Source organism: Vagococcus hydrophili, assembly GCF_011304195.1.
Classification (GTDB): domain Bacteria; phylum Bacillota; class Bacilli; order Lactobacillales; family Vagococcaceae; genus Vagococcus; species Vagococcus hydrophili.
This window is the reverse complement of sequence record NZ_CP049887.1, coordinates 2,630,478-2,654,346: the sequence shown is the minus strand read 5'-3', so window position 1 is coordinate 2,654,346 and position 23,869 is coordinate 2,630,478. Positions and strand designations below refer to the sequence as shown.

Here is a 23,869-nt window from a genome sequence, read left to right as displayed (position 1 = left end):
TAATCAAATTAGAAAACAATTATCATTTTTTAATTTTTTTAAGTAGATTAGGTATTGAATTTTCTTTATTTTTCATTTATAGTGAAATAGCTATTTAGAAAGATAATAGATAAATAATTTAATTGACATTAACAACTTAAATAGTGTTTTTTCTATCAGTTAGTTTTTTGTTTAATAAAAAACGACAATGATTTAATAACGTTTTTTTCAGTTAACGTACTATTTTATTGTTGGTAGTTATATAACTAGTTTTTATAACTTAACAAAACAAAAAAACAGTTATTTTAAAATTGATATTTCCATGTGAAAAAATGTTTTTGTTTTTTATTAATATTGTTAGAGAAAAATATTAACGTAAAATAACGATGGTTTTCATAAAAATAGGAGGAAAATAATATGGTTTTTCAGAGTTTAAATTTTTTGAATCAAGCGATGGACGCTTCCGACTTGAGACAAAAAACAATTTCAACGAATATTTCGAATATTAATACCCCAGGATATAAAGTGGAAAGAGTTTCATTTGAAGAGAAATTAAGAAAAGCGAATGCTGATTATGAAATTGATTTAAATAAAACTCATAGTAATCACTTGTCTATTAATGGGGGATTAAATAATTTAGAGCCAGAAGTAGTTCGAAGAAACAATACGTCAGTAAAAGATAACGGCAATAATGTTGATTTGGATTACGAAATGACTGAAAAAGCAGTGAATGAACTTTACTATAGTTCTTTACAAAGACAGGTTAATCACGAACTGTCTCAGTTAAATTATGTTATAAATCACTAGTTGATTTTAAATAAAAAATGGAGGGATAAAGCATGGGAGTATTTGATTCATTTAATATTAATTCAAGCGGGTTGACGTTAGAACGTATGAAACTAGATACAATTTCAACTAACATAGCTAATGTGAATACAACCAGAACGGAAGAGGGAGGACCATATAAACGAAAAACGGTCACTTTTCAAGAAAGCTTGAAGAAAGAATCAGACAAAGGAAATAAAAGTTTTGGTGTTAAAACAACCGGTATACGTGTAGATGAAGATGTTCGAACGGTTTATCAACCAGAACATCCTGATGCTGATGAAGCTGGCTACTTAGAATTACCAAATGTAAATTTGAGTGATGAGATGTTAAACATGATGAATACATTAAGGACATATGAAGCGAATACTGCAGCCTTTGAATCAAGCAAAAATTTAATGAAAAAGGCTTTAGAGATTTCGAAAGATTAAAGGAGTGAAACTGGATGAATATGATAACAAATAATTTTAATGAGATTTCAAATTATCGAGAAGAATTAAAAAATCGAATGGATTCAGGAAATGTCTTTCAAAAACAACCACAAAATAATCAAGAAAATAACGAGCAAGAGTTTTCGAGTGTTTTAGGTCAGGCAATTGATAAAGTTGATACTGAATTAGCTAGTAGTAGTAATAATATTCCTAAATTAATATCAGGTGATTTAGACAATATCCATACTGCGATGATTGATATGAATAAATCACAACTTGTTCTTCAAACTGCCGTTCAAGTTAGAAATAAATGTGTCGAGGCATATAACGAAGTTAAAAATATGCAGTTTTAATTGATTGGCGAAGGAGAATGATTTAGTACATGGAAAAGGTACACGAAGTTAAAGACACTCTCATCGAAAAATGGAAAAATTTGGGTAGAATTGGAAAAATTAGTATTTCACTTGGGATAGTTAGTTTAATAGCAGTTATTATATTTTCCACTTATTTAAAAAATAAAACCAATTATTCTGTTTTATTTTCAGATCTATCTGATGCTGATTCAGGAAATATAGTTAAAAACCTTGATGAGCGTGGTGTTAAATATAAGCTTGAAGATAAAGGAAGTAAGGTCCTAGTTGAAAGTAATTCGATTGATAAAACAAGAATTGAATTAGCTATGGATAACCAGCTACCCAATAAATCAACTGGATTTGAAATTTTTGATGAAAAAAACATGATGACAACAGATGAAGATCGAAAAATCATGTATCAACGAGCTGTTACGGGGGAACTTCAAAGATCGATAGAGTCTTTAGAAGCTGTAAAAGAAGCAAAAGTGATGTTAGTTACACCAGATAAAAGTATTTTTGAAGATAAAAATAAGGAATCAAGTGCTTCAATTATTTTAAAATTAAAGCCTAATCAAATTCTAAGCGAAGAAGCTATTAAAGGAATTGCTTCTTTAACAAGTGGTGCAGTTGAAAACTTACCTCAAAAAAATATTAAAATTGTTGATGAGCAAGGAAATGTATTGTCTGACATTCTTGATGAAAAAAGAGGGAATGGCTCAACAGATTTAGCTAATAAGTATCAAAAAATGAAAGATGATTTAGAAATTAAGTTAGAAGATAAAACTGGAAATATGTTGAATACACTATTTGATAAAGATAAGTTAAATGTTGCAGTCAATGTAGATTTAGATTTTGACTCAATTGAAAGAACGTCAGTAACATATGATAAACCAAAAGTAAGAAGTGAAGAAATCAGAGCTAATTCTGATGGTGCGGGTATCGACCAACAAGCTATCGAAGGTGGCAACATTCAAGATAATGTGACGAATGTTATCGGTGAAGATGGTGAGAATGGAAAGTCATATAGTCATATTATAAATAATGAGTTAGACACAGAAACGACAAAAGTCTTAAACGCACCAGGAGTTGTGAAAAGAGTCACTGCCTCTGTTTTAATTAATGAAAATTTATCAGTTCAAGAAAAAAATCAAATTGAAGAACTAGTCCAATCAGCTGTAGGCTATGACCGTGATCGTGGTGATAAAATTACGATTCAAGGAATTAAAATAGCAACAGATGAGGAAACAAATGAAGATAATCAAAATGAAGGTAATGCTTCATTCATGAAAAATATCTTATCTAATCCGATCTTTATTGGAATTATTGCAGCAATAATTGTAACAGCAGTTGTCATTATTTTCTTAGTTATCAAAAATAAGAAGAAAAAAGATAATTACTACGACTACGAAGATTTAGATGTATCAGGTCAAATGATTAATGAAATTCCTTCAGAAAAAATAGATGAAATTGTTTCTAACATTGAAGAGAACGAACAAAAAATGGTCAAGCCTGAAATACTAAATGAAGAAGATAATTTGAAATATCAAGATGCGATTGAAAAAGAAGAAAAAGCAAAACGTTACGCAAAAGAAAACCCAGAACTTGCAGCAGAATTAATCAAAGTTTGGATGAAAGATGAGTAGGTGAATCAATGGAAAATGTAGATGGAACAAGAAAAGCAGCTCTTTTATTGATTTCACTAGGATCTGAAACAGCATCTCAAATAATGAAGCTTCTTCCAGAAAAATACATAAAGAAAGTTAGTTATGAAATAGCTAATATTGACCATGTAAATCCGGATGAAAAAGATCAAGTTATAGAAGAGTTTATTCAAATGTCAACAGCAAGAAGACATATGATTGATGGTGGGATTGATTATGCAGTAGATATTTTAAATAAAGCACTGGGTACTCAAAAAGCCAAGGAAGTAATTGATGTGTTAACACAAATTCAATTACGAGAAAGACCGTTTGATATTGCAAGAAAAGCAGATCCACAACAATTAACCAATTTATTATTAGAGGAACATCCGCAAACAGTAGCATTGATTCTTTGTTACATGCAGCCAGAAAAGGCAGCAGAAATTTTGGCAAATTTCCCAGACAATAGACAAGCTGAAATAGCTGAAAAAATTGGAACTATTTCTGGAACATCACCAATTATTATAGAAAAAATTGAAAAAGTTATAGAGAATAAATTCTCTAACTTTATTAATAATGATACTGAAAATGTTGGTGGAGTAGATACATTAGTAGACATCTTGAATTCAGTCGGAAGAAGTACAGAGAAAAATATTATTAGCGACCTTGAGAAAACACAACCAGAATTATCTGAAGAAATTAAAGCTAACTTATTCACATTTGATGATATTGTTGGTCTTGAAAAATCAGATGTCCAAAAAGTGTTGCGTGAAGTTAATCATGATGTTCTTGTATTGGCACTTAAAGGAGCATCAGATACAATTAAAGACTTCATTTATGGAAATCAAAGTTCGCGTTCTGTTGAAATGCTGAAAGAGGATCTACAGTTCTTAGGACCAGCTCGATTATCAGCAGTTGAAGAAGCACAACAAAATATTGTTGCTGTTATTCGTCGTCTAGATGAGGAAGGAGAAATTTACATCGGAAGAGGTGATCAAGATGCCGTCATCTCATAATCTTTTTAAGCACTCCAATGTCATTGAAAAAAGAGACATAAGAAAGATCGAGACAACTTATGTTCCAAAAAAAAAAAGCCTTCCTATTGATAAAAATATAGGGGATGACCTATTATCTTTAGAAGGATTAGAAGATAATCCATACAGTAGCTTAATGATTTCTAATTTAGAGAAAGAATTAGAAGCTCTGAAAAAAAAATATCAAATAGTCATAAAAAAAGAACGAGATAAATTTTTTCATGAGTTAAGAACAATTAGAGCAACAGTAGAAGAAGCAACAGAGTTAGAAGCTGAAAGAATAAAAGAAGAGGCATACGATTCAGGGTTAAAAGAAGGAAGATTAGACGGTTTTGAAGTAGGGAAAAAAGAAGGTTTTCAAGTCGGAGTAGAAGAAGCAGGTTACTTAAAAGATAATGCTTTAGAAATTATCAAAAATACTAAAGAACAAGTGGAACAATATAAAAAAGAAAAACAAAATGAGTTTATAGAACTGGCCTCTATCATGGCAGAAAAAGTTGTCAATGAAGAATTATCAACAGATGAGGTTAGTTTAAGAAAAATAATTGCCCCAGTTCTTAATAGATTAGATAAAGAAGATAACTTTATAACCGTTTTTGTTACTAAGGATAACTACGAATCAACAATAAAATATATGGAAAAACTCAAACAAACATCTGAGCAAATGAAGTATACAGTACTTGTTGATGAAAGTCTTAAATTAAATGGATGTGTAATTGAAACAGATTATGAAGTGATTGATCTTGATATTAAGAAACAATTAGAGTTGATGGTAAAAGATTTATCAGAGGGTGAGTGCGATGTTTGAAAATTTAACACTTCAAAAAGTTCAGAATAATTTCAGTAAGAAAACGTACTTAACGAAATACGGTAAAGTTAGTCAAGTTGTAGGACTAATTATAAAAGTAGAAGGTTTAGATGTTTTTATTGGAGAAGTTTGTGAAATAGAAATTGCCAAAACAAAAAAAATTGTTTTGGCAGAAGTGGTGGGTTTTGTAAGCAAGACTGTTCTATTAATGCCGTTAGATGAGTTAAATGGTATAGGTCCTGGATGTCTAGTAAAACCGACAGGGACATCACTTGAAGTTGAAATTTCTGAGGACTTACTCGGTAAAACCTTAGACGGGTTGGGAAGAGTTCTAACTGGAGAAAAAGGAAATAAAGTGACAGCATATCCTGTTGAACAAGAGTCCCCGGATCCTTTTAAAAGAAGAAAAATAGAGACAGTTATGAGTACTGGAGTAAAAGCAATAGATGGTATTTTAACAGTTGGTGAAGGTCAAAGATTAGGAATATTTGCAGGTAGTGGTGTAGGTAAGAGTACTTTGTTAGGTATGATTGCTAGAAATTGTGAAGCAGATGTCATTGTTATTGGCCTAATCGGTGAGCGTGGTCGAGAAGTGACAGAGTTTATTGAAAATGACTTGGGACCTGAAGGTTATAAAAAATCAGTCATAGTATGTGCTACCTCAGATCAGCCACCTCTTGTAAGACTTAAAGGAGCGTTTGTTGCGACTGCTGTTGCTGAATACTACCGAGATCAAGGGAAAAAAGTTGTTTTAATGATGGATTCAGTCACTCGTTTTGCAATGGCTCAAAGAGAAATTGGTCTAGCTACGGGAGAACCACCCACGTCTAAAGGTTACACACCATCAGTTTTTGCGATGTTACCAAGATTACTTGAGCGAAGTGGTATGTCCGAAAAAGGGTCGATTACTGCTTTTTATACGGTTTTAGTAGAAGGTGATGACATGAATGAGCCAATTGCAGATGCGGTTCGTGGGATTCTTGATGGACATGTTGTTTTATCAAGAAAAATTGCTGGAGAGAATCACTATCCAGCGATTGATATCCAGCAAAGTTTAAGTCGTTTAATGAAATCAATTGTTGATGATGATCAAAATGAAAAAGCAGGGAAATTGAAAGAGAATTTGGCTATATACGCAGAGGCTAAAGACTTAATTGATATAGGTGCCTATAAATCCGGAACAAATAGTAAAGTTGATCAAGCCATAGCACTGCAAAATGGTATCAAGGAATTTTTAACGCAAAAAGTTGAGGAAAGATTTAGTTATGCTAAAACAGTTGAGGAATTGAACCGAATATTTATATCAAACAAGAAGTGGTAAAGGAAGTGCAAACTATTGAATAAATACAAATTTTCTTTGGACAATGTTTTAAATTGGCGTTCTTCTCAAGAGGAAGAAGCAAAAAAATCTTTTTTGGTTTATCAGCAAGCACAACGAGAGCAGGAAGAAATACTAGAGGGATTTGTTGAAGCGAGTCAGCGTATTAAAAAAGAGCAAACTAATTTGGTTGATATTAATACGTTAAGACAACAATATGTTTATAAGGATCATTTGGATAATGAAATTATTAAACAACAACAAACCGTTATGAAGTACAGTAATGAAACCGAAAAAATGAAAGACATTTTTGTTGGTGCTCAGAAAGAACGGAAGATCTTAGAACGTTTAAAAGAAAAACATTATGAAACCTATATTAGTGATAGTAAAAAAGAAGAACAAAAAGAATTAGATGAAATGGGTACATTAAGATATGGTAATTCTATTTTTTAAAAAAGGGTGAAACATAAATGGATGCAGGAAAAATTTCCAGTGGTTTTAGTAGTACAAAATCAAATGCACAATCTAATGGAAGTATCGAAGGAATTTTTTCTGAAATATTGATGCAACAATTAAAAATCAATGGAAATGAAGGTTCCTTAGAGGAAAATGCTCTACCAAGATTAATTAATTTTGAAGATGTGGTTGAAAGTCTTGAAGATAATCAAGATACAAATGAAACAAGTCAAGAAAAAGAATTACCTGCAGAACTTTTAAGTAGCGGTCTAGATGTACAACAAGATCAAACGAATGTTATAGATTCTGATATTAAAAAAGAGTTGTTTGTAGAAAATCAGATAAGTAATAATGCAGAGACAATAAAGAATCAATCTCCAAGTATTGACTTTTCTATTCGCAAATTTCAGAAATTTCCAGTGGAGACTGATGTAAGCTTAAAACAATTGCTAAATAAAGATTTTGTAGCAGAGCCTTTAAAAAAGATAAATACGTTCGATTTAACTGATTTAAACAAGGATAATGTCCTATCAAATAAAACATTGTTAGATGCTAATAAGCTACATGCTAGTAAAGTTGAAGGCGTTTCAGAAAAATTAGTAAGTGAGATAGATGTAAAAGATGAGAACGATTTTGATATTGTGAAATCTGAAACTAATAATTCAAAAAATGATAGTGAAAATGTAGTAATTGATGCAAAAAATAGTGAAGATGAAATCAATCCTTTTTTCTTAAAGAGTTCAGAAGAAAAAATATCAGAGAATAAAGTTATTGATTCTACAAAAACTATTTCAACTAAAGACAGTGTTGTATTTAAAGAAAATAATTTGACACCAATCATAGAGTGGATGTCAGAAGAAACAGGGAAAATCATCGAAAAAGGAAATTCCCAATTTAAAGTGACTCTACAACCTGAGAATTTAGGTAATTTAGATGTCCTTTTGGAGTTAGATAATGGGAAACTAACTGCAAAATTTTTAGTAGATTCTAATAAGGTAAAAGAATTAGTTAATCATAATTTACCTATTCTACAAGAAGCTTTGGAGAAACAAAATATAGTAGTCTCTAAAACAGAAGTTATGTTGAATATGTCGAATCATTCAGGCTCTGATTTTGGCGGTGATTTGAGCCAGAGACAGAATCAACAAAAAATGCTGAATGAGAAAAAATCACAAAATAATTATGATATCAAAGAAGACAGACATGACATAAAAGAAAGTAATAATGGAGATTCTGTTGATATTTTAGTCTAAGGAGGCAAAAAAATGCCAGATATTATGGAAAACCGGGATGTAAATACTGATTATACAGGTGGATACGTTCCAACTGATCGAAAGAAAAACAATGGGTTAGATATGGATGGATTTTTAAAAATATTAGCAGCATCTATGGCTAATCCGAGTTTTGATGGTTCTGATGGTGGTGGTAGTGGCGGTACGGATTATATCACTCAGATGGTAACTTTCGCGACATTGGAGCAACTTCAAGAAATCGGTGGCGACCTGGAATACACAATGATGATGACTCACCAGCAACAAGCAATCGGTTTAATTGGTAAAACTGTTTCAGTAATGGTAGACAAAGATAATACGGTTGAAGGTGTTGTTGAACAAGTTAAATTTAAAGGTGGAATCGCAACTATTGTAATCGACGGGAAAGATTACTTAATGGCACAAGTATCAGCCATAGGTGAGGTGAAAAAAGAGGAGACTGAAGAACCAGCTACTCCAGAAACACCTGAGAATCCAGAAGTACCAACACCGTAAGGATATTTTTATGATTTTTCAGTATAGTAACTTAACAATGTTATTATGTTGAAAATTGATAATAAAAAAGCACTCTCTGTGCAAAGTAAGGGGAAAAATAATGTTAAACTCAATGAATTCAGGCGTAAGTGGTATGAAAAGTCAACAAACAAAAATGGATGTTACAGCCAATAACATCGCCAACGTAAACACGTATGGTTACAAATCAGAACGTGTTACTTTTCAAGATGTAATGAGCTCAACAGAAGCAAATGCACAAGGACCGACGATGACTGGTGGCGGTGGGGTTAACCCAAGACAAGTTGGTTTAGGAGTTCAAGTAGGATCAATTGATAAAATGAATACGATTGGAACGCCACAACCAACAGGTAGACCACTTGATTTCGCTTTAGATGATAAAGGATACTTTGTTTTACAAAAAGATGATCAAGATGAAACAAAATACTATACACGAAATGGTGCATTTAGTTTAGATAGCAACGGAACACTTGTAAATGTAGATGGATATAAAGTTATGGGGTATCAACCGAAAACTGGAGCTCCTATTCAAAATAGTCCTGATTTCAATGCTCAAACTCAGTTAGAAGAGCCAGTAGGACCTATTGTGATTCCAAATACATTAGTGGGTGCAGATGGAAAAGACGTTACTCTAGTGAACTTCACTATAGACTCATCAGGTCTTGTGACAGGGCGTTACAGTGATGATAACACGTACATTATCGGTCAAGTAGCTGTAACAACTTTTGCCAATCCTGATGGGTTAGAAAAACAAGGTGGTAATAATTACTTACAATCAAATAACTCTGGTGAAGCTAACTATGTAAGAGCTGGACAAAGCGGAAGTGGACGATTGATTCAAGGAGCGTTAGAAGGATCTAACGTAGATTTAGCAACTGAATTTACAGATATGATTGTGACAAGTCGTGCGTATCAAGCTAACTCACGTTCAATCACAACTTCTGATGAAATGCTTCAAGAATTAATCAACTTAAAACGATAATTTAAAACAAGCCTGGTGCTTGCTAAAAAGGAGAGAAACAAATGATTAAATTAACGACAATGAATAATCAAGAGTTTTATTTAAATACCGCACTTATTTTTCGAATTGAGCAAGCACCAGATACAATTATTACACTTTCTGATGGTAAAACAATTATGGTAAAAGAATCATCAGAGCGAGTAGTTAATCTTTTTAAAAATTATCAAAAAGAAGTGTTTAATTTTACTTTGATAAATGATAACTAATGTATGGGGTGTTGAAAGATGGAGCCAGAAAATAATGGTGAAGAAAAAAAAGAAAAAAAAGTAAAAAGTTTAAAATCAATAATTCTAATTGTAGTTATCGTAATTGTAGGAATTGCAGCTGGAACTGTTGGAACGATTGTTGGGAACATGTTTTTACATAAAAATGAACCAAAAGAAGAAGTTGTAGCAGTTGATAAAAAATATAATAAAGATGAAGTATCTGTTCCGCTAGAAGAATTTTTAATTAATCTTGCAGAAGGACCTAATAAGGAAGCATCTTACATACGTATTGAGATGTCACTATTAACAGCTAATAGTAAAAACGCTGAAACAGTTCAAGAAAATACTGAAATGATTCGTGATAGCGTCATTAATAAATTAAGACAAAAAGATGCATCCAGTATATTAGCAGATCAAAATGGCGTTAATAAATTAAAAGAAGAATTAAGAGATCAAATTAATAAAGATTACGGTTCTGCTTTAGTTAGAGAAGTCTTTATAACAAATCTAGTAATTCAGTAATCAAGAAGGGGAAATAATGGGAAGTATCTTTTTACTTTTTAAAAGTATTGTTTTTCTTTTTGCAATAATTATTTTAATCAAAATAACATTAAATTATATGAATAAAGTAACTTATAGCCAAAGTAAAAATATAGAAATAATAGAAAAATTAACAGTGGGAAAAGAGTCATCCATGGCAATCGTCATAGTTTGTCAAAAGTACTATTTAATGAGTATGACGCCCACTTCAAATGATTTAATTAAAGAACTTGGTGAAGAAGAAGTTCAACAGATTATTGTTCAAAAAATGGTGGATCAAGAATTTAGAGAAGAGAAACAGCTGCAAATATTGAATACATATCAAAAGACAATTGGTAAACTAAAATTTTTTAGAAAGGAGACCCGGAATGAAAAGAAAGATTAACGCTAAAATTATTCTGATAATTCTTGGTCTTTTTTGTTTACCTGTTAGTGCAGTCGCTGTTCCAGTGGATGATTTGACTGATACAGTGAGTAAATTAGTAGGAACAAGTGGAACAACAGATTCAGTTAAATTATTTGTCCTTATGACGGTATTAACCTTGATTCCAACTCTTCTGGTTTTAACTACATCATTTACTCGGATAATAATGGTTCTTTCATTTGTTCGTAATTCATTAGGAACACAACAGACACCACCTAATCAAGTTTTGATAGGAATCGCTTTGTTTTTAACATTCTTTATTATGCAACCTGTCTACACAGAGGTTAATACTACAGCGATTCAACCTTTAATGAAAGATGAAATCACTCAAGCTGAATCAATTAAACTAGCTGAAAAGCCCATTAAAAAATTTATGTTGGAACAAACCCGAGAAAAAGATTTAGCACTTTTTGTAAAGAATTCTGGTAAAAAAGAGGTTAAAAATCCAGAATCATTACCACTACATATAGTGACGCCTGCATTTTTAATTAGTGAATTAAGGACAGCCTTTAGTATAGGTTTTTTAATCTTTATACCATTTTTAATTATTGATATGGCGGTATCTAGTATTTTAATGTCAATGGGGATGTTCATGTTATCACCAGTCATGATTTCCTTACCATTTAAGCTATTGTTATTTGTTCTAGTAGATGGTTGGTATTTAGTCGTAGAGACTTTAGTAAAAGGATTTCAGTAGAAAGGATTTTTAGATGACAATTGAATTAGTTTTAGATGTCATGCGTGAAGCTTTTCTTAAGATCATTTTGATTGCAGGTCCAATTCTGCTAGTAGCGATGGTCGTAGGATTGTTTATAAGTATCATACAAGCAACGACACAAATTCAAGAACAAACGTTGAGTTTTGTTCCGAAATTATTAACTGTATTTTTATTCTTAATAATATTGGGAAATTTCATGATCACAACACTAATCGAATTTACAAAACATATGTTTGAAATAATGTCTTCTTTATAATGATGGTGAGAAATGAATACAATACTATTTACTTTTATTTTAATATTTTGTAGAATATCCAGTTTTATGGTGACAGCTCCAGGATTTTCCTTTAAACAAACGCCGAGTTTATTAAAAATACTGATTAGTTTTTCATTAAGTATTAGTGTTTTTAGTGTACTTCCAGAGACTATTTCAACAAATAACTTATATATCGGCATTTTTTATATTATTAAGGAGCTGTTGGTTGGAATTGCTTTAGGTTTTGTTGTTCAATTAATTTTTTCTGCTATTGAGATGGCAGGGCAAATCATTGACTTTCAAGTTGGTTTTTCAATGGGTTCAGTATATGATCAGACAATTGGGATTCAAGGCTCTAATTATGGACGATTGTATTATTGGTTGGCATTAACACTTTTTTTTGTGACTGATATGCATCATATTGTGATTGAAAACTTACTAGCATCATTTGATATCGTTCCATTAACCGAAGCCAGTATGAAGTGGAATACTGTTGAAGGAATGGTTAAATTGTTTGCTAAAGTTTTTGAAATGTCAATCATGCTAGCAGCACCTGTTGTATTAGTTGCGTTTGTCACTGATTGTGTACTAGGAATTGTTTCAAGAAGTGTTCCTCAAATTAATGTCTTAATGTTGGGAATGCCAATGAAAATATTAATTAGTTTTTTCTTTGTATTACTATTTCTACCAAATTTAGTTCAATTAATCATCCATATTTTTCCAGATATGAATAAATATATGAGTGAATTCTTACAATCGTTAGGTAGGTGAGAGGGTGTCAGATAAAGATGGAAAAACTGAAAAACCCAGTCCCAAGAAGCTAAGAGATGCCAGAAAGAAAGGAGAGCTCGTAAAGAGTCCTGATTTGGTATCAGCCACTTCTTTTTTCATATTTTCATTGTTCTTTATTCCTCTTTGGGAATATGTCATTAGACAATGTGTTGGCTTGATTCAAAGTTATTATTCCAACTTTTATGGCTACGAAAATTTAGAAAATAACTTAAATGTCATTGGGTTTCAAAATATAATGAAATTTTTAGTGATTGTTGCTCCATTCATGTTGATTGCATTTTTTAGTGCTTGGATTAGTAATTTGCTTCAAGTAGGCTTTTTATTTACAACAAAGCCTTTAAAACCAAATTTCAAAAAATTAAATCCTATTAGCGGTTTTAAAAATTTGTTTAATAAAAAAGCATTTTTCACACTTTTGAAAAATATGGGTAAGTTAATACTAGTTTTTGTAATTACTTTAAGTGAAATAAAATCTGTACTGGATAGTTTTTTTAATGCCGGTTCTGCCGGAATACAAGCACTACCTTTCTTTATTTTACATTTTTTAAAAAAACTTAGTTTGAAACTTGCGATAATTTTATTCTTACTTGGAATATTGGACTATGTTGTTCAGTGGTTATCATTTAGAAAGAAAATGAAGATGTCTAAACAAGAAGTCAAAGATGAATACAAACAGCAAGAAGGGGATCAACAAATTAAATCAAAACGAAAAAGTATGTATATGGAAATGATTTCAGGCATGATGAGTCAAGTAAAAGATTCAACAGTTGTTATCACAAATCCGACTCATTTAGCAATTGCTATTCAATACGATAAGGAGAACAGTGGAACGCCTATCGTTGTCGCTAAAGGGGCAGACTTAATCGCTAAAAAAATTAGAGAAGAAGCAACTCTAAATAAAGTTCCTATTCTTGAAAATAAACCAGTAGCTAGGTCACTCTATAAGTCAACGGATATTGGTCAGCCTATTCCAGTTGATATGTATGAAACTGTGGCCGAGATATTAGCCTTTGTTTATAAGATGAATGAGGAAAATAAACATAAAATTTAATTATTAATTAATCAAAGGGACATAATGGAGGTAATGAAAAAATTTGGTTTCAAAATTTAATTTAAAAAATAAGAATTATTCTGATGTTATCGTATCCTTTGTTGTTGTCGCGGTAATTGGTCTAATCATCATACCTTTACCAAGCTCATTTTTGGATTTTTTAATAATTGTAAATATAACAGTCGGAATAAATATTTTGTTAATTACACTATTTACAAAAAGTGTCTTAGAATTTACAACTTTTCCAACGCTTTTGTTAATAACAACAATGTTCAGGTTGGGATTAAATATTGCTTCTACACGTTTAGTTTTAACTAAAGGGAATGCTGGTCATGTGATTGATGCATTTGCCAACGTTGTAGCAGGTAATAATTATATTGTAGGTGCTGTTATATTTGTAATTATTACAATCGTTCAAATTGTCGTTGTAACAAATGGTGCGGGACGAGTTTCTGAAGTTTCTGCACGATTTACACTGGATGCGATGCCAGGTAAACAAATGGCAATTGATGCTGATCTAAATTCAGGTCTAATTAACGAAGATGAAGCAAAGAAACGTAGAGCAGATCTTCAACGTGAAGCTAGTTTCTACGGTGCGATGGATGGGGCGAGTAAATTTGTAAAAGGTGATGCCATTGCTGGTATTATCATTACTTTAATCAATTTACTTGGTGGTATTTTAATCTTTTCAATGGGTCAAGGAATGGATGTCTCCGAAGCGTTAGGTAAATTTGGGAAATTATCAATTGGTGATGGGTTAGTGAGTCAAATACCATCTCTTTTAATTTCAATTTCTTCAGGGATTATAGTAACGAGATCAAATAATAATAATACATTTGGTGCAGCAATCAGTAAAGATTTCTTCCCTAATCCTTTAATTGCAGGAATTGTATCTTTCGTCTTAATTATTATTGCTATGGTTCCAGGATTTCCTAAAATACCATTCTTTATTATGTCGGCTGTGTTTGGATTTATAGCCTTTAAGAAATACAAAAATGAAGATCTGGCTGAACAAAAGTTAGCTGAACAAAAACAAGAGATGCTTTTAATGCAGAAAGAACAAGAATTAGAAGAAGATGATACTGTCTCATCCTTTCAAGTTGAGCCTATCTCAGTAGAAATTGGCTATACGCTAATTCCGATGACAGATGACAGCTTGGATAATTCTCTAATGCGTCAAATAGTTAACATAAGAAAGCAATGTGCCCATGAATTAGGTGTACTACTGACCCCGATTCGAATAAGGGATAACCTACAACTTGGTCCAAATGATTATTGTATCAAGATAAAAGGAAATGAAGTAGCAAGGGGAGTCATTTATCCCAATAAATTAATGGTTATTAATCCAGAAAATGAACAACTTAACTTAGAGGGAATTGATGCAAAAGAGCCAGCTTTTGGTCTTGATGCCTTATGGATTGAAGAAAAAGACCGAGATATAGCTGATATTCACGGTGCAACAATCGTTGAGCCTGTGACGGTTATTGCCACTCATTTAAAAGAAGTTATTTATAGTAATACAGCAGAATTATTAGGTAGACAAGAAGTGAAACACTTACTTGAAGGAATTAAGGATAAATATAATGTGGTTATTGATGAGCTTATTCCAGATATTATGCGACTGGGTGAAGTTCAAAAAGTGTTACAAAATTTACTGAAAGAACAAATTCCTATTAATGATTTAGTAACTATTTTAGAAACGTTAGCAGACTTTGGGATGGTCACTAAAGATGTAGAAATCTTAACAGAGCATGTTAGACAGTCTCTAAAAAGAACAATTGCTAAACAATATTTAGGATCTGATAATGTATTGAGAGTTCTTACGATTCATCCTGAATTGGAAGATATGATTTCAAAGAATACTCAAAAAACAACGTCAGGATCAATACCAGTATTAAAACCGGAAGTCATTACACAAATTTTTGATTCGATTAATAAAGTTCATCAACAGTTTACAGCAGAAAATATTCAACATGTCATTCTAGCATCACCAACGACAAGATTGACTTTAAAAAAACTAATTTCATATAATTTTCCAGGCCTTGCGGTGCTTTCTTTAAATGAAGTACCCAATGAAATTGAAATAGTAACTTTGGGAATGATTTCATTAGACTAAAAATTATAGCTAACACGGTATTAAGAAAGGGGGAATCGTCATGTATGAAGTTGATTATGAGGAAGAAATAGTGAAACATCTTCCTTTTGTCAAAAGGGTTGTTAATAGAATCGAAATAAAGTCAACAGAATATGATAAAGATGATTTATTTAATATTGGTGTCATCGGATTAATGGACGCATTGAAAAAATTTGATGTGAATAAAAAAGTTTCCTTTGAAAGTTATGCCTATATACGTGTTCGTGGGGCAATTATTGATGAGGTAAGAAAATCATCCAGAGTTTCCCGTTCAAGAATGGGACATTTAGATAGCTTTTATAAAGCTAAAGAGAAAATTGAACGTGAAAAAATGGTAACTGCAACAGATCAAGAAATTTGTAAAGAAATGAAAATTAATGCTAAACAACTATCTAAAATCCATGAAACGATACACTACTTAGCAAATGTTTCTTTGGATGATACGATCTTTACGAATCAAGGGGAAACCTTAGAATTAAAAGATATTGTTGAAGATACCGATACTATACCTATAGATATTTTATTAATGGATGATGAAAAAAAACAGGCATTACGACGCACAGTTGCTCTTTTAGATGAACGTGAACAAATTATTCTAAATTTGTACTATGTAGAAGAATTAACGTTGAAAGAGATTGCTGAAATTCTAGAAGTCTCAGTCCCTCGTGTTTCTCAACTCCATGGAAAAATATTAATTAAACTAAAAAAAATGATTGAGGAGGACTTGAAATGATTAGAAGTATGTATACTCTACAAAGAAATTTAGATGTTCTTCAAACCAAACAAGAGAACACAAGTGCTAACGTGGCTAATGCAAATACTTACGGTTACAAATCACAGCAAGCTATTCAAAAAACAGATGAAGAGCAAAAATTGCATAATTACACTAATGGTCCAGAATTAAACAAAAGAAGAGAGTTAGGTTCTTTTGTATTTGGAAATAAGGTAGATGAAATTTACAAAGACATGTCCAGTGGTAGCTTTAAACAAACAAATAAAGCAACTGACTACGCGGTTTTAGGCGAAGGTTATTTTAATGTTCAATTACCAAACGGTGATATAGGTTACACCAAGAACGGACATTTTCAAGTAAATCAGCAAAATCAATTAGTCACTCAGGATGGTAACGTAATACTTTCTAAAAATGGAGCCCCTATTGATGCTCGTGAAAATTTACCTGATTTTAGATTAACACGGTTCACAGATCAGGAAGATTTGACTGCACAAGGTGAGTCGTTATTTGTAGCTGAAAATCCTGGAATGGATGATCGAGCAAGTACTGTCAGAAAAAGTATGCTTGAAGGCTCAAATGTCAATATGGTTAATGAAATGACGACGTTGATGGATACTGCTAGACAATTTGAAATCAATCAGAAAGCTCTCCACACATCAGATGAAACGCTTAGAAAATTAACCAATGAAGTAGGTCGCGTATAGAAAGGTTGTTAAAAAATGAATCCGAGTCTTGCAGTCAGTAAAAGTGGAATGAATGGTTTACAAACTAACTTAGATATTGTTGCTAACAATATAGCAAATTCTAATACAGTTGGTTTTAAAGAAAAAGACACTAATTTTCACGAATTATTAAGAGAAGATACAAAGTCACGAGAAAATTTACTTTTAAATGGTATTTCTCGTGGTATGAAGTCGGAACAGGCACAGTTAAATATGACACAAGGAGGTTTTATTCCAGGGTCAAACGATTTTGATTTGGCTTTAGTGGGTGATGGTTTTTTTGGAGTTAGATTGCCGAATAATCAAATGGCCTATACTCGAGATGGTTCATTTAGATTTGATGCTAATGGAACTCTTAGAACGAGCAATGGTAATCAAGTGGATATTAATTATTTAGTACCTAAAAATAACTGGCCAAATGGAAGTGCTACAGTGAGTGAACGGGGGGAAGTAACAGTGGGTAATCAATTGGTTGCTCAAATTCCAGTCTATGCAACAGATCGTTATGAACAGTTCCAGGAAACAGGAGATAATCTTTTTCAGTTACCTCAAGGTACAAATGCGCAGGTAATGAATAATCCGACTATTAAGCAGTATTATTTAGAGGCTTCAAATGTTGATTTGGCTGATCAAATGACAGATATGATTGTCACACAAAGAGTATATTCGATGAACACAAAAGTTGCTCAATCAACTGACGAGATGATGCAAATTATTAATAATTTTAAACAGTAGAAAGAAGATATGACATGATCAGGTTAGTAAATGTATTTAAAAAATATACAGAAAATTCGACAGCATTAAGAAACATTACATTAGAAATCAAGCAAGGTGAGTTTATTTATTTAGTTGGTCCAAGTGGTGCAGGAAAATCAACCTTAATAAAATTGATGACTTGCGAAGAACGTTTAACTCATGGTCTTTTAAATGTTGGAAATATTGATTTGTGTCGATTACCAGATAAAAAAATTCCAGAATTTAGAAGACAAATAGGGATCATTCCTCAAGAAATTATTCTTCTTGAGAATCTGACGGTTTATAAAAATCTAGTATATGTTCTGCAAGCAATTGGTGTGGAGAAGAAACTAATTGCTGATAAAGTAACAACAGCATTAGAAGAAGTCGGTATGTGGATGTATAAAGATTACTATCCTGATGAATTGTCTATTGGTGAAAAACAAAAAGTAGCTATTGCAAGAGCTATTTTAAGTGATCCGAAAATATTGCTAGCTGATGAACCTACGGGAAATTTAGACAATAAATCTGCAATAGATGTTATGAAAATTTTATATCAGCTAAATCAAAAAGGGACAACAATCTTGATGGCGACACATAATTCAACAATTGTTAATACCATCAGATATCGTGTGCTAGAAATAAAAAAAGGCATAATCGTTAGAGATCAAAAGGAAGGTTCTTACGGCCTTGCAAGTGACTATAAAGACATATTTGTCATTTAATAAATAAAAATGGAGGTTTTTATGAGTAAAGTAGAAACGAAGAAAAAAAAATCACTAGGACCAGTTATTATTAGCATCATTTTATTTTTAGGAATAATACCAGTATTATTATTGCTGTTCCTAAATACGAAGTTAATGGATCAGATGATTATTCATCGTGTAGCGATTGAAGAGAAAAACAGTACAATTCGTGTTGTAGACCGGATGAACGGAATTCAACATAATATAGAGAATACTCTTAATCGTTTAACTGAGGATACAACGATTATTAACACTAAAAATACTTTAGAAGATCGAGAAAATATTCGACACATTATCAAAGTGGCCAATGAAGCTGATGAAAATACAGAAAATGTTTTTTATCAGCCGCTTAATGCTGACAGTGTTTCGTCACTAGGTAAAGAAAAAGACGCAAAAGTCGGTGAAAGGGTTGATCGCACTTGGTATAAAGAGGCTTTAGCTAATCCTAATAAAATAATGTGGTCAAAGCCTTATGAGTCAATTAGCTCTAAGCAAATATCAATGACAGCTTCAAAAACAGTAAGTGATGGAAACAAGGTTATTGGTATTGTTGGAGTGGATATTAATCTAAAAAATGTCGGAGACATGGTTAAATCGTCCTTAATAGGAACAACAGGAAATATGATTCTAGCTACTAAAGATGGAGATGTTCTAACGTCCGGTAACCCAAGGTTTGATGGTAAGAATATTTCAGAAGAAAGATTCTTCAAAAATAAACCAGAAAAAGAAGGTTATACGGGAAAAGGAACAGAGAAAGTATACTTTGGTGAAACTGAAACAGGATTACTTCTAATTGGTGGTGTTTCACCGAAAGAATTAGAATCAGAAAAAAAATCTTTAATTAAAGTTTCAGCAACAGTTATTGTTGTGTGGGGAACGATAGCTATTTTAATTGCCATAGGTATTTCTAAGAGTGTTATCAGTTCAGCAAAAGTTATTGTCAATGCCTTTGAAAAAGCCTCAAGTGGTGATTTATCAGTAAAAATTACCAATACTAAAGGTAATTCTGAAGGAACAAAACCACTTTTAAGTAGAATACCAGGCCTTAAAAAAATGTTTGGTGATGGTGAAGTAAGAGAAAGTGGCAATGAAATTTCTCAAATTGTGATTGCATTTAATAACATGTTAACAGGATTTTCAGGACTTGTTCAAGGGATTCAAGAAGAGAGTAATGAAATATCAGATATGACGATATCTTTATCTGAAATTTCAAAACAAACAAATTCAGCAACTGAAGAAGTATCAGAGACAATCACAGGTATCGCTCAAGCAACAAGTTCCCAAGCAATTGATTCAGAAAAAACAGTTAATGAGATGAATGAATTGGGACAAGTGATTGATTCCATCCAAAAATCATCTTTAGATATGAATAAAACAACTGAAAAAGCAACTAGCGTCAATGAACTGAACTCTCAGTTAATGCAAAAAGTATTTGATAATTGGGAAGGTGAACGTCGTAAATTAGGTGAACTTGTAGAAAATATTTCAGGAATGAATATGGATATCCAAAATATAAACAAAATTATCCAAGTTATCACAGATATTTCTTCACAGACAAATCTTTTAGCACTAAATGCATCGATTGAAGCAGCACGAGCTGGTGAAGCTGGAAAAGGTTTTGCAGTGGTCGCAGAAGAGGTTAGAAAATTAGCTGAACAAAGTGCTAAATCGACGAAAGATATTGAGTCAATTATTGAAGAAATTCAATATAAATCAAATGGTATGGTAACACAAGTTAGAGAGTCGTATGAAGGTGGAGAAAAACAAACTCAAGTCATTAATGAAGCGATTGATTCAACTCATCAAGTGGTGGACCAATTTGATTTATTGACTAAAGAAATTTCTTTAATTGATCAGTTGAGTAAAGATGCTACCATTCAAAAAGATTCAGTGTTATTCGCTGTAGAAAATATCTCAGCTTCAACAGAAGAAAATTCAGCTGGAACGGAAGAAGTATCTGCTAATGCAGAGGAAATTTTAGCAACAATGCAAGAGTTCTCAAGTAATATTGAGGCTTTAGAACAAATTTCTGAAATATTGAAATTACAAGCGAACGGTTTTATTTTGAAATAATTAAAGGGTAGACTATATTATTGAAAAAGGATTTGTTAGGATGAAAAAACAAAAATCAAAATCAGTAAAAGGCAAAATAATTGGATTTATTCTGTTTTTAACGATAGTTCCTGTTATTACTGTCTTATTTATCAATATGAAACTAATGAAAGAAACCTTAGAGCATCGACTATCAATTGAAGCGGAAGAGAAAATAGCTAGTGTTCAAAATCAAGCAGGAGCAGCTCAAAAGAGTGCATTAAACGATATTGAAATTTTAAAGAAGCATGACGTTTTTAAAGGAGACTTAAACAGTCCGAAAAGAGAGCAGGAAATTCTTAAAGTTTTAAATTTCCTATTTGAATCAGATGAAAATTATGCAGATGTTTATTTTGTTCCAAATAACAAAGATATTGTAAGCAGTGTCACTTTCAAAATGACACCAGATCAGTATAAAGAACGAGAATGGTACAAGACAGCAATTGCTAATCCTCAAGAAATTAATATATCGAAACCAGTGAAAGATGTAAACACAGGAAACTTAATTAATACGGTGTCAACAGCCGTTGTGGAGAACAATCAGATAAAAGGAATATTGGCCATTGATGTTAGTACAGATGAAGCGGTTAACATAGTTAATACAACAAGTGTAGGTATTTACGGTGGAATGAAATTAGTCATGGCTAATGGTGAAGTATTAGCTTCAAATGAAAAGAGCGAAATTGGAAAAAATGTCAGTGAAAATCCTGGATTTAAAAAAATGACTGAAGAAAAAGGCATGGTTGATACACCAGCTGGTCATGATTATTATTTCAAAACTAAAGGTGATTTATTCATCATTGCAGAAGTAGCACAAAAAGAATTTCAAATGAAACAAGCTGAAATGTTTAAATATTCATCGATTATTATAGGTATTTGGGGTGTCATCTCAATATTTATCGCAGTCTTTGTTTCTAATCGAATTATTGGTTTAGTTAAAACGATTGTTGATTCTTTTGAAAAAGCGAAATCTGGGAATTTAAAAGCTAAAATTATTAATATTCGTGGTGGTACAAAAGAGTCTGGACCACTTGTAACTAAATTCTTTGGTTCTGGTGAGGCAAAAGAAGATGGCGCTGAAATTAGCCAAATTGCGAATGCTTACAACGGCATGTTAGATGGTTTTGCAAATTTGGTTAAAAATATCCAAAATGAAAGCAATCAAATTGCAGATATGAGTGTTTCTTTATCAGATATATCAAAACAAACAAATTCAGCAACGGAAGAAGTATCAGAAACAATTACAGGAATTGCTCAAGCAACAAGCTCACAAGCAATTGATGCAGAAAAAACTGTAACTGAAATGAATGAATTAGGTAATACTATTGAAGTGATTAATCAATCAGCGATTGAAATGAATGACCAAGCACTAACAGCTAGTCAGGATAACCAAAATAATTCGGACTTAATGCATGATGTGCATGAAAACTGGGAGATTGAAAGAGAAAAATTAAAATTATTAGTAGATAATATGGCTGGTATGAATACGGATATTCAAAACATTAATAAAATTATTCAAGTTATTACGGATATTTCAACTCAAACCAATCTACTAGCGCTAAATGCTTCCATTGAAGCAGCACGAGCTGGTGAAGCAGGTAAAGGATTCGCTGTTGTTGCCGAAGAGGTACGTAAGTTAGCTGAACAAAGCGCTATTTCAACGAAAGATATTGAGACAATTATTGAAGAAATTCAAATGAAATCAAACGAAATGGTAACACAAGTCTCAGCTTCATATGATGGTGGTCAAAAACAAACAGAGATTATCAATAGTGCCATTGATTCAACAGATAAAGTCACTCAACAGTTCGATACGATTATTCAAAACGTTCATAAAATTGATCAACTTAGTCAAGATATTAAGCAGCAAAAAGATGATGTTCTGTTTTCGGTTGAAAATATTTCAGCATCAACTGAAGAAAATTCTGCCGGGACAGAAGAAGTATCAGCAAATGCTGAAGAAATATTAGCAACAATGCAGGAGTTCACTGCTAATATTCAAGATCTTGAAACAATTGCTGATGGTTTGAAAAAACAAGTTAATCAATTCAATATTTAAAATGTAGCAAGTCGTTTTAGTGGAGGAAAAAGTATGGAAAAACAAATTGTTTTTTTGAGCCAAAGACAAGCATTAAGTCTTCCAATCAAAAAGATTGAAAAAATCATTCAATGGACAGAACCTATTCCAATCCCAGAGACATCACAATTTGTTCTAGGTGTGATTGATTACAATGAGACTATATTACCAGTAATCGATTTAAATCAACGGTTATATGCACAAGAAACGGTGAGAAATAATGACTTAAAAATTATTGTTGTTCAGTGGAAAGATGAGTGCCTTGGGTTAGTTGTGGATTCTATAAAAGGAATTGTTGATTTCTCAGTGGAGCAATTCGAAATGATGAATAATGATGTTACGTTTGATAAAAATTATATAGATAGCTTTGTTAGAACAAAAGAAGGCATTGTTATTCAGTTAAATATCGATGCACTTTTTGAAGGAAACATTATGTTAGATAAGTTACTACGTAGTTTAGAAGTAGAAAGTTCTGAAACCTCAAGTGAATTGAGTGAAGACGATGAGTAATGACATAAAAGTTGGAATATCGGATTATAAAATTGCCAAAGCCCCAGATCAATTATTGACGTTAGGTTTGGGATCTTGTATTGGTATTGTTATTTATGATAAGAAAAACAAAATTGCAGGATTGAGTCATATTATGCTACCTGATAGTGAAATGTTTACTACAAGAAGTATGATCAAAGTTGAAAAATTTGCAGATTTAGCCATTCCTGCAATGGTTGAAGAAATCAAAAAGTTACAACCTAATCATGGTAGATTGGCTGCCAAAATAGCTGGTGGTGCAAGTATGTTTAAGCTAGCTAATGATGTGAAATCACAAAATGTAGGCGAACGAAATATAGAGGCTGTTGAAAAAGCTCTAAAAGAACTCAGAATTCCTATCGTTGCTAAGCACGTAGGTGGGAATATGGGACGTTCGATTTTTGTAAATGTGGAAGAGATGACCGTCTCTATAAAAATGGTCAATCGGGAAGTATATGAACTATAAA

27 protein-coding genes are annotated in these 23,869 nt (G+C 32.1%); all 27 read left to right on the top strand.

What is annotated here, in order from left to right; translation table 11 throughout:
* The first annotated feature begins 396 nt into the window (after nt 1-396).
* The 27 genes from flgB to G7082_RS12920 all read left to right on the top strand — a co-directional run bounded on the left by flgB (nt 397) and on the right by G7082_RS12920 (nt 23,868).
* Nucleotides 397-786: a flagellar basal body rod protein FlgB gene (gene flgB / locus G7082_RS13050; RefSeq protein WP_166035585.1), complete on the top strand. Its 390-nt coding sequence runs from the start codon at nt 397-399 to the stop codon at nt 784-786.
* 32 nt (nt 787-818) lie between these two features.
* Nucleotides 819-1,235 (top strand): flagellar basal body rod protein FlgC, encoded by a 417-nt coding sequence (gene flgC / locus G7082_RS13045; RefSeq protein ID WP_166035583.1) that lies wholly within the window; start codon nt 819-821, stop codon nt 1,233-1,235.
* A 14-nt stretch (nt 1,236-1,249) separates the two neighbouring features.
* Nucleotides 1,250-1,588 carry a flagellar hook-basal body complex protein FliE gene (gene fliE, locus G7082_RS13040; RefSeq protein ID WP_166035581.1) on the top strand — a complete coding sequence of 113 codons (339 nt, stop codon included), beginning with the start codon at nt 1,250-1,252 and terminating at the stop codon, nt 1,586-1,588.
* 29 nt (nt 1,589-1,617) lie between these two features.
* Complete coding sequence (gene fliF, locus G7082_RS13035) at nt 1,618-3,231, top strand: flagellar basal-body MS-ring/collar protein FliF (protein ID WP_166035580.1); 1,614 nt, start codon at nt 1,618-1,620, stop codon at nt 3,229-3,231.
* Nucleotides 3,232-3,239: 8 nt separating this feature from the next.
* Nucleotides 3,240-4,244 carry a flagellar motor switch protein FliG gene (gene fliG / locus G7082_RS13030; RefSeq protein WP_166035579.1) on the top strand — a complete coding sequence of 335 codons (1,005 nt, stop codon included), beginning with the start codon at nt 3,240-3,242 and terminating at the stop codon, nt 4,242-4,244.
* On the top strand, nt 4,228-5,070 hold the full coding sequence (locus tag G7082_RS13025) for a FliH/SctL family protein (RefSeq protein ID WP_166035577.1): 843 nt from the start codon (nt 4,228-4,230) through the stop codon (nt 5,068-5,070). Before fliG ends, G7082_RS13025 begins: the two co-directional genes overlap by 17 nt.
* Complete coding sequence (gene fliI / locus G7082_RS13020; RefSeq protein ID WP_166035575.1) at nt 5,063-6,391, top strand: flagellar protein export ATPase FliI; 1,329 nt, start codon at nt 5,063-5,065, stop codon at nt 6,389-6,391. Before G7082_RS13025 ends, fliI begins: the two co-directional genes overlap by 8 nt.
* Before the next feature lie 15 nt (nt 6,392-6,406).
* Nucleotides 6,407-6,841: a flagellar export protein FliJ gene (fliJ, locus tag G7082_RS13015; RefSeq protein ID WP_166035573.1), complete on the top strand. Its 435-nt coding sequence runs from the start codon at nt 6,407-6,409 to the stop codon at nt 6,839-6,841.
* Between the two features lie 17 nt (nt 6,842-6,858).
* Nucleotides 6,859-8,097, top strand: a complete 1,239-nt coding sequence (locus tag G7082_RS13010; protein ID WP_166035571.1) for a flagellar hook-length control protein FliK — start codon at nt 6,859-6,861, stop codon at nt 8,095-8,097.
* A 12-nt stretch (nt 8,098-8,109) separates the two neighbouring features.
* Nucleotides 8,110-8,610 carry a flagellar hook capping FlgD N-terminal domain-containing protein gene (locus G7082_RS13005; RefSeq protein WP_166035569.1) on the top strand — a complete coding sequence of 167 codons (501 nt, stop codon included), beginning with the start codon at nt 8,110-8,112 and terminating at the stop codon, nt 8,608-8,610.
* Between the two features lie 100 nt (nt 8,611-8,710).
* Entirely contained in the window at nt 8,711-9,610 is a 900-nt protein-coding gene (locus G7082_RS13000; RefSeq protein WP_166035567.1) for a flagellar hook-basal body protein, read from the top strand.
* A gap of 41 nt (nt 9,611-9,651) precedes the next feature.
* Nucleotides 9,652-9,855 carry a flagellar FlbD family protein gene (locus G7082_RS12995; RefSeq protein WP_166035565.1) on the top strand — a complete coding sequence of 68 codons (204 nt, stop codon included), beginning with the start codon at nt 9,652-9,654 and terminating at the stop codon, nt 9,853-9,855.
* An 18-nt stretch (nt 9,856-9,873) separates the two neighbouring features.
* Nucleotides 9,874-10,377: a flagellar basal body-associated FliL family protein gene (locus G7082_RS12990; protein ID WP_166035563.1), complete on the top strand. Its 504-nt coding sequence runs from the start codon at nt 9,874-9,876 to the stop codon at nt 10,375-10,377.
* Nucleotides 10,378-10,393: 16 nt separating this feature from the next.
* Entirely contained in the window at nt 10,394-10,780 is a 387-nt protein-coding gene (locus G7082_RS12985; RefSeq protein WP_166035561.1) for a flagellar biosynthetic protein FliO, read from the top strand.
* A complete protein-coding gene (fliP, locus tag G7082_RS12980; RefSeq protein ID WP_166035559.1) occupies nt 10,764-11,516 on the top strand; it encodes a flagellar type III secretion system pore protein FliP in 753 nt (250 codons plus the stop codon). Before G7082_RS12985 ends, fliP begins: the two co-directional genes overlap by 17 nt.
* 13 nt (nt 11,517-11,529) lie before the next feature.
* Complete coding sequence (gene fliQ, locus G7082_RS12975) at nt 11,530-11,793, top strand: flagellar biosynthesis protein FliQ (RefSeq protein WP_166035557.1); 264 nt, start codon at nt 11,530-11,532, stop codon at nt 11,791-11,793.
* Nucleotides 11,794-11,805: 12 nt separating this feature from the next.
* The gene (gene fliR / locus G7082_RS12970) at nt 11,806-12,564 is read left to right on the top strand and encodes a flagellar biosynthetic protein FliR (RefSeq protein ID WP_166035555.1); all 759 of its coding nucleotides are present in this window, start codon (nt 11,806-11,808) and stop codon (nt 12,562-12,564) included.
* Between the two features lie 4 nt (nt 12,565-12,568).
* Nucleotides 12,569-13,636, top strand: coding sequence for a flagellar biosynthesis protein FlhB (gene flhB / locus G7082_RS12965; RefSeq protein WP_166035553.1), 1,068 nt, complete (start codon nt 12,569-12,571; stop codon nt 13,634-13,636).
* Nucleotides 13,637-13,679: 43 nt separating this feature from the next.
* Nucleotides 13,680-15,752, top strand: coding sequence for a flagellar biosynthesis protein FlhA (gene flhA / locus G7082_RS12960; protein ID WP_166035551.1), 2,073 nt, complete (start codon nt 13,680-13,682; stop codon nt 15,750-15,752).
* Nucleotides 15,753-15,792: 40 nt separating this feature from the next.
* The gene (locus G7082_RS12955) at nt 15,793-16,503 is read left to right on the top strand and encodes a sigma-70 family RNA polymerase sigma factor (RefSeq protein ID WP_166035549.1); all 711 of its coding nucleotides are present in this window, start codon (nt 15,793-15,795) and stop codon (nt 16,501-16,503) included.
* Nucleotides 16,500-17,207, top strand: a complete 708-nt coding sequence (locus G7082_RS12950; RefSeq protein ID WP_166035547.1) for a flagellar hook-basal body protein — start codon at nt 16,500-16,502, stop codon at nt 17,205-17,207. Before G7082_RS12955 ends, G7082_RS12950 begins: the two co-directional genes overlap by 4 nt.
* A gap of 15 nt (nt 17,208-17,222) precedes the next feature.
* On the top strand, nt 17,223-17,960 hold the full coding sequence (locus G7082_RS12945; protein ID WP_166035545.1) for a flagellar hook-basal body protein: 738 nt from the start codon (nt 17,223-17,225) through the stop codon (nt 17,958-17,960).
* A 14-nt stretch (nt 17,961-17,974) separates the two neighbouring features.
* Entirely contained in the window at nt 17,975-18,685 is a 711-nt protein-coding gene (locus G7082_RS12940; RefSeq protein ID WP_166035543.1) for a cell division ATP-binding protein FtsE, read from the top strand.
* 21 nt (nt 18,686-18,706) lie between these two features.
* Nucleotides 18,707-20,779 (top strand): methyl-accepting chemotaxis protein, encoded by a 2,073-nt coding sequence (locus G7082_RS12935; RefSeq protein WP_166035541.1) that lies wholly within the window; start codon nt 18,707-18,709, stop codon nt 20,777-20,779.
* A 40-nt stretch (nt 20,780-20,819) separates the two neighbouring features.
* A complete protein-coding gene (locus G7082_RS12930; RefSeq protein ID WP_166035539.1) occupies nt 20,820-22,856 on the top strand; it encodes a methyl-accepting chemotaxis protein in 2,037 nt (678 codons plus the stop codon).
* Between the two features lie 33 nt (nt 22,857-22,889).
* Nucleotides 22,890-23,384, top strand: coding sequence for a chemotaxis protein CheW (locus tag G7082_RS12925; protein ID WP_166035537.1), 495 nt, complete (start codon nt 22,890-22,892; stop codon nt 23,382-23,384).
* A complete protein-coding gene (locus G7082_RS12920; RefSeq protein ID WP_202983112.1) occupies nt 23,377-23,868 on the top strand; it encodes a chemotaxis protein CheD in 492 nt (163 codons plus the stop codon). The genes G7082_RS12925 and G7082_RS12920 overlap by 8 nt, the downstream gene beginning before the upstream one ends.
* Nucleotide 23,869 lies beyond the last annotated feature (1 nt).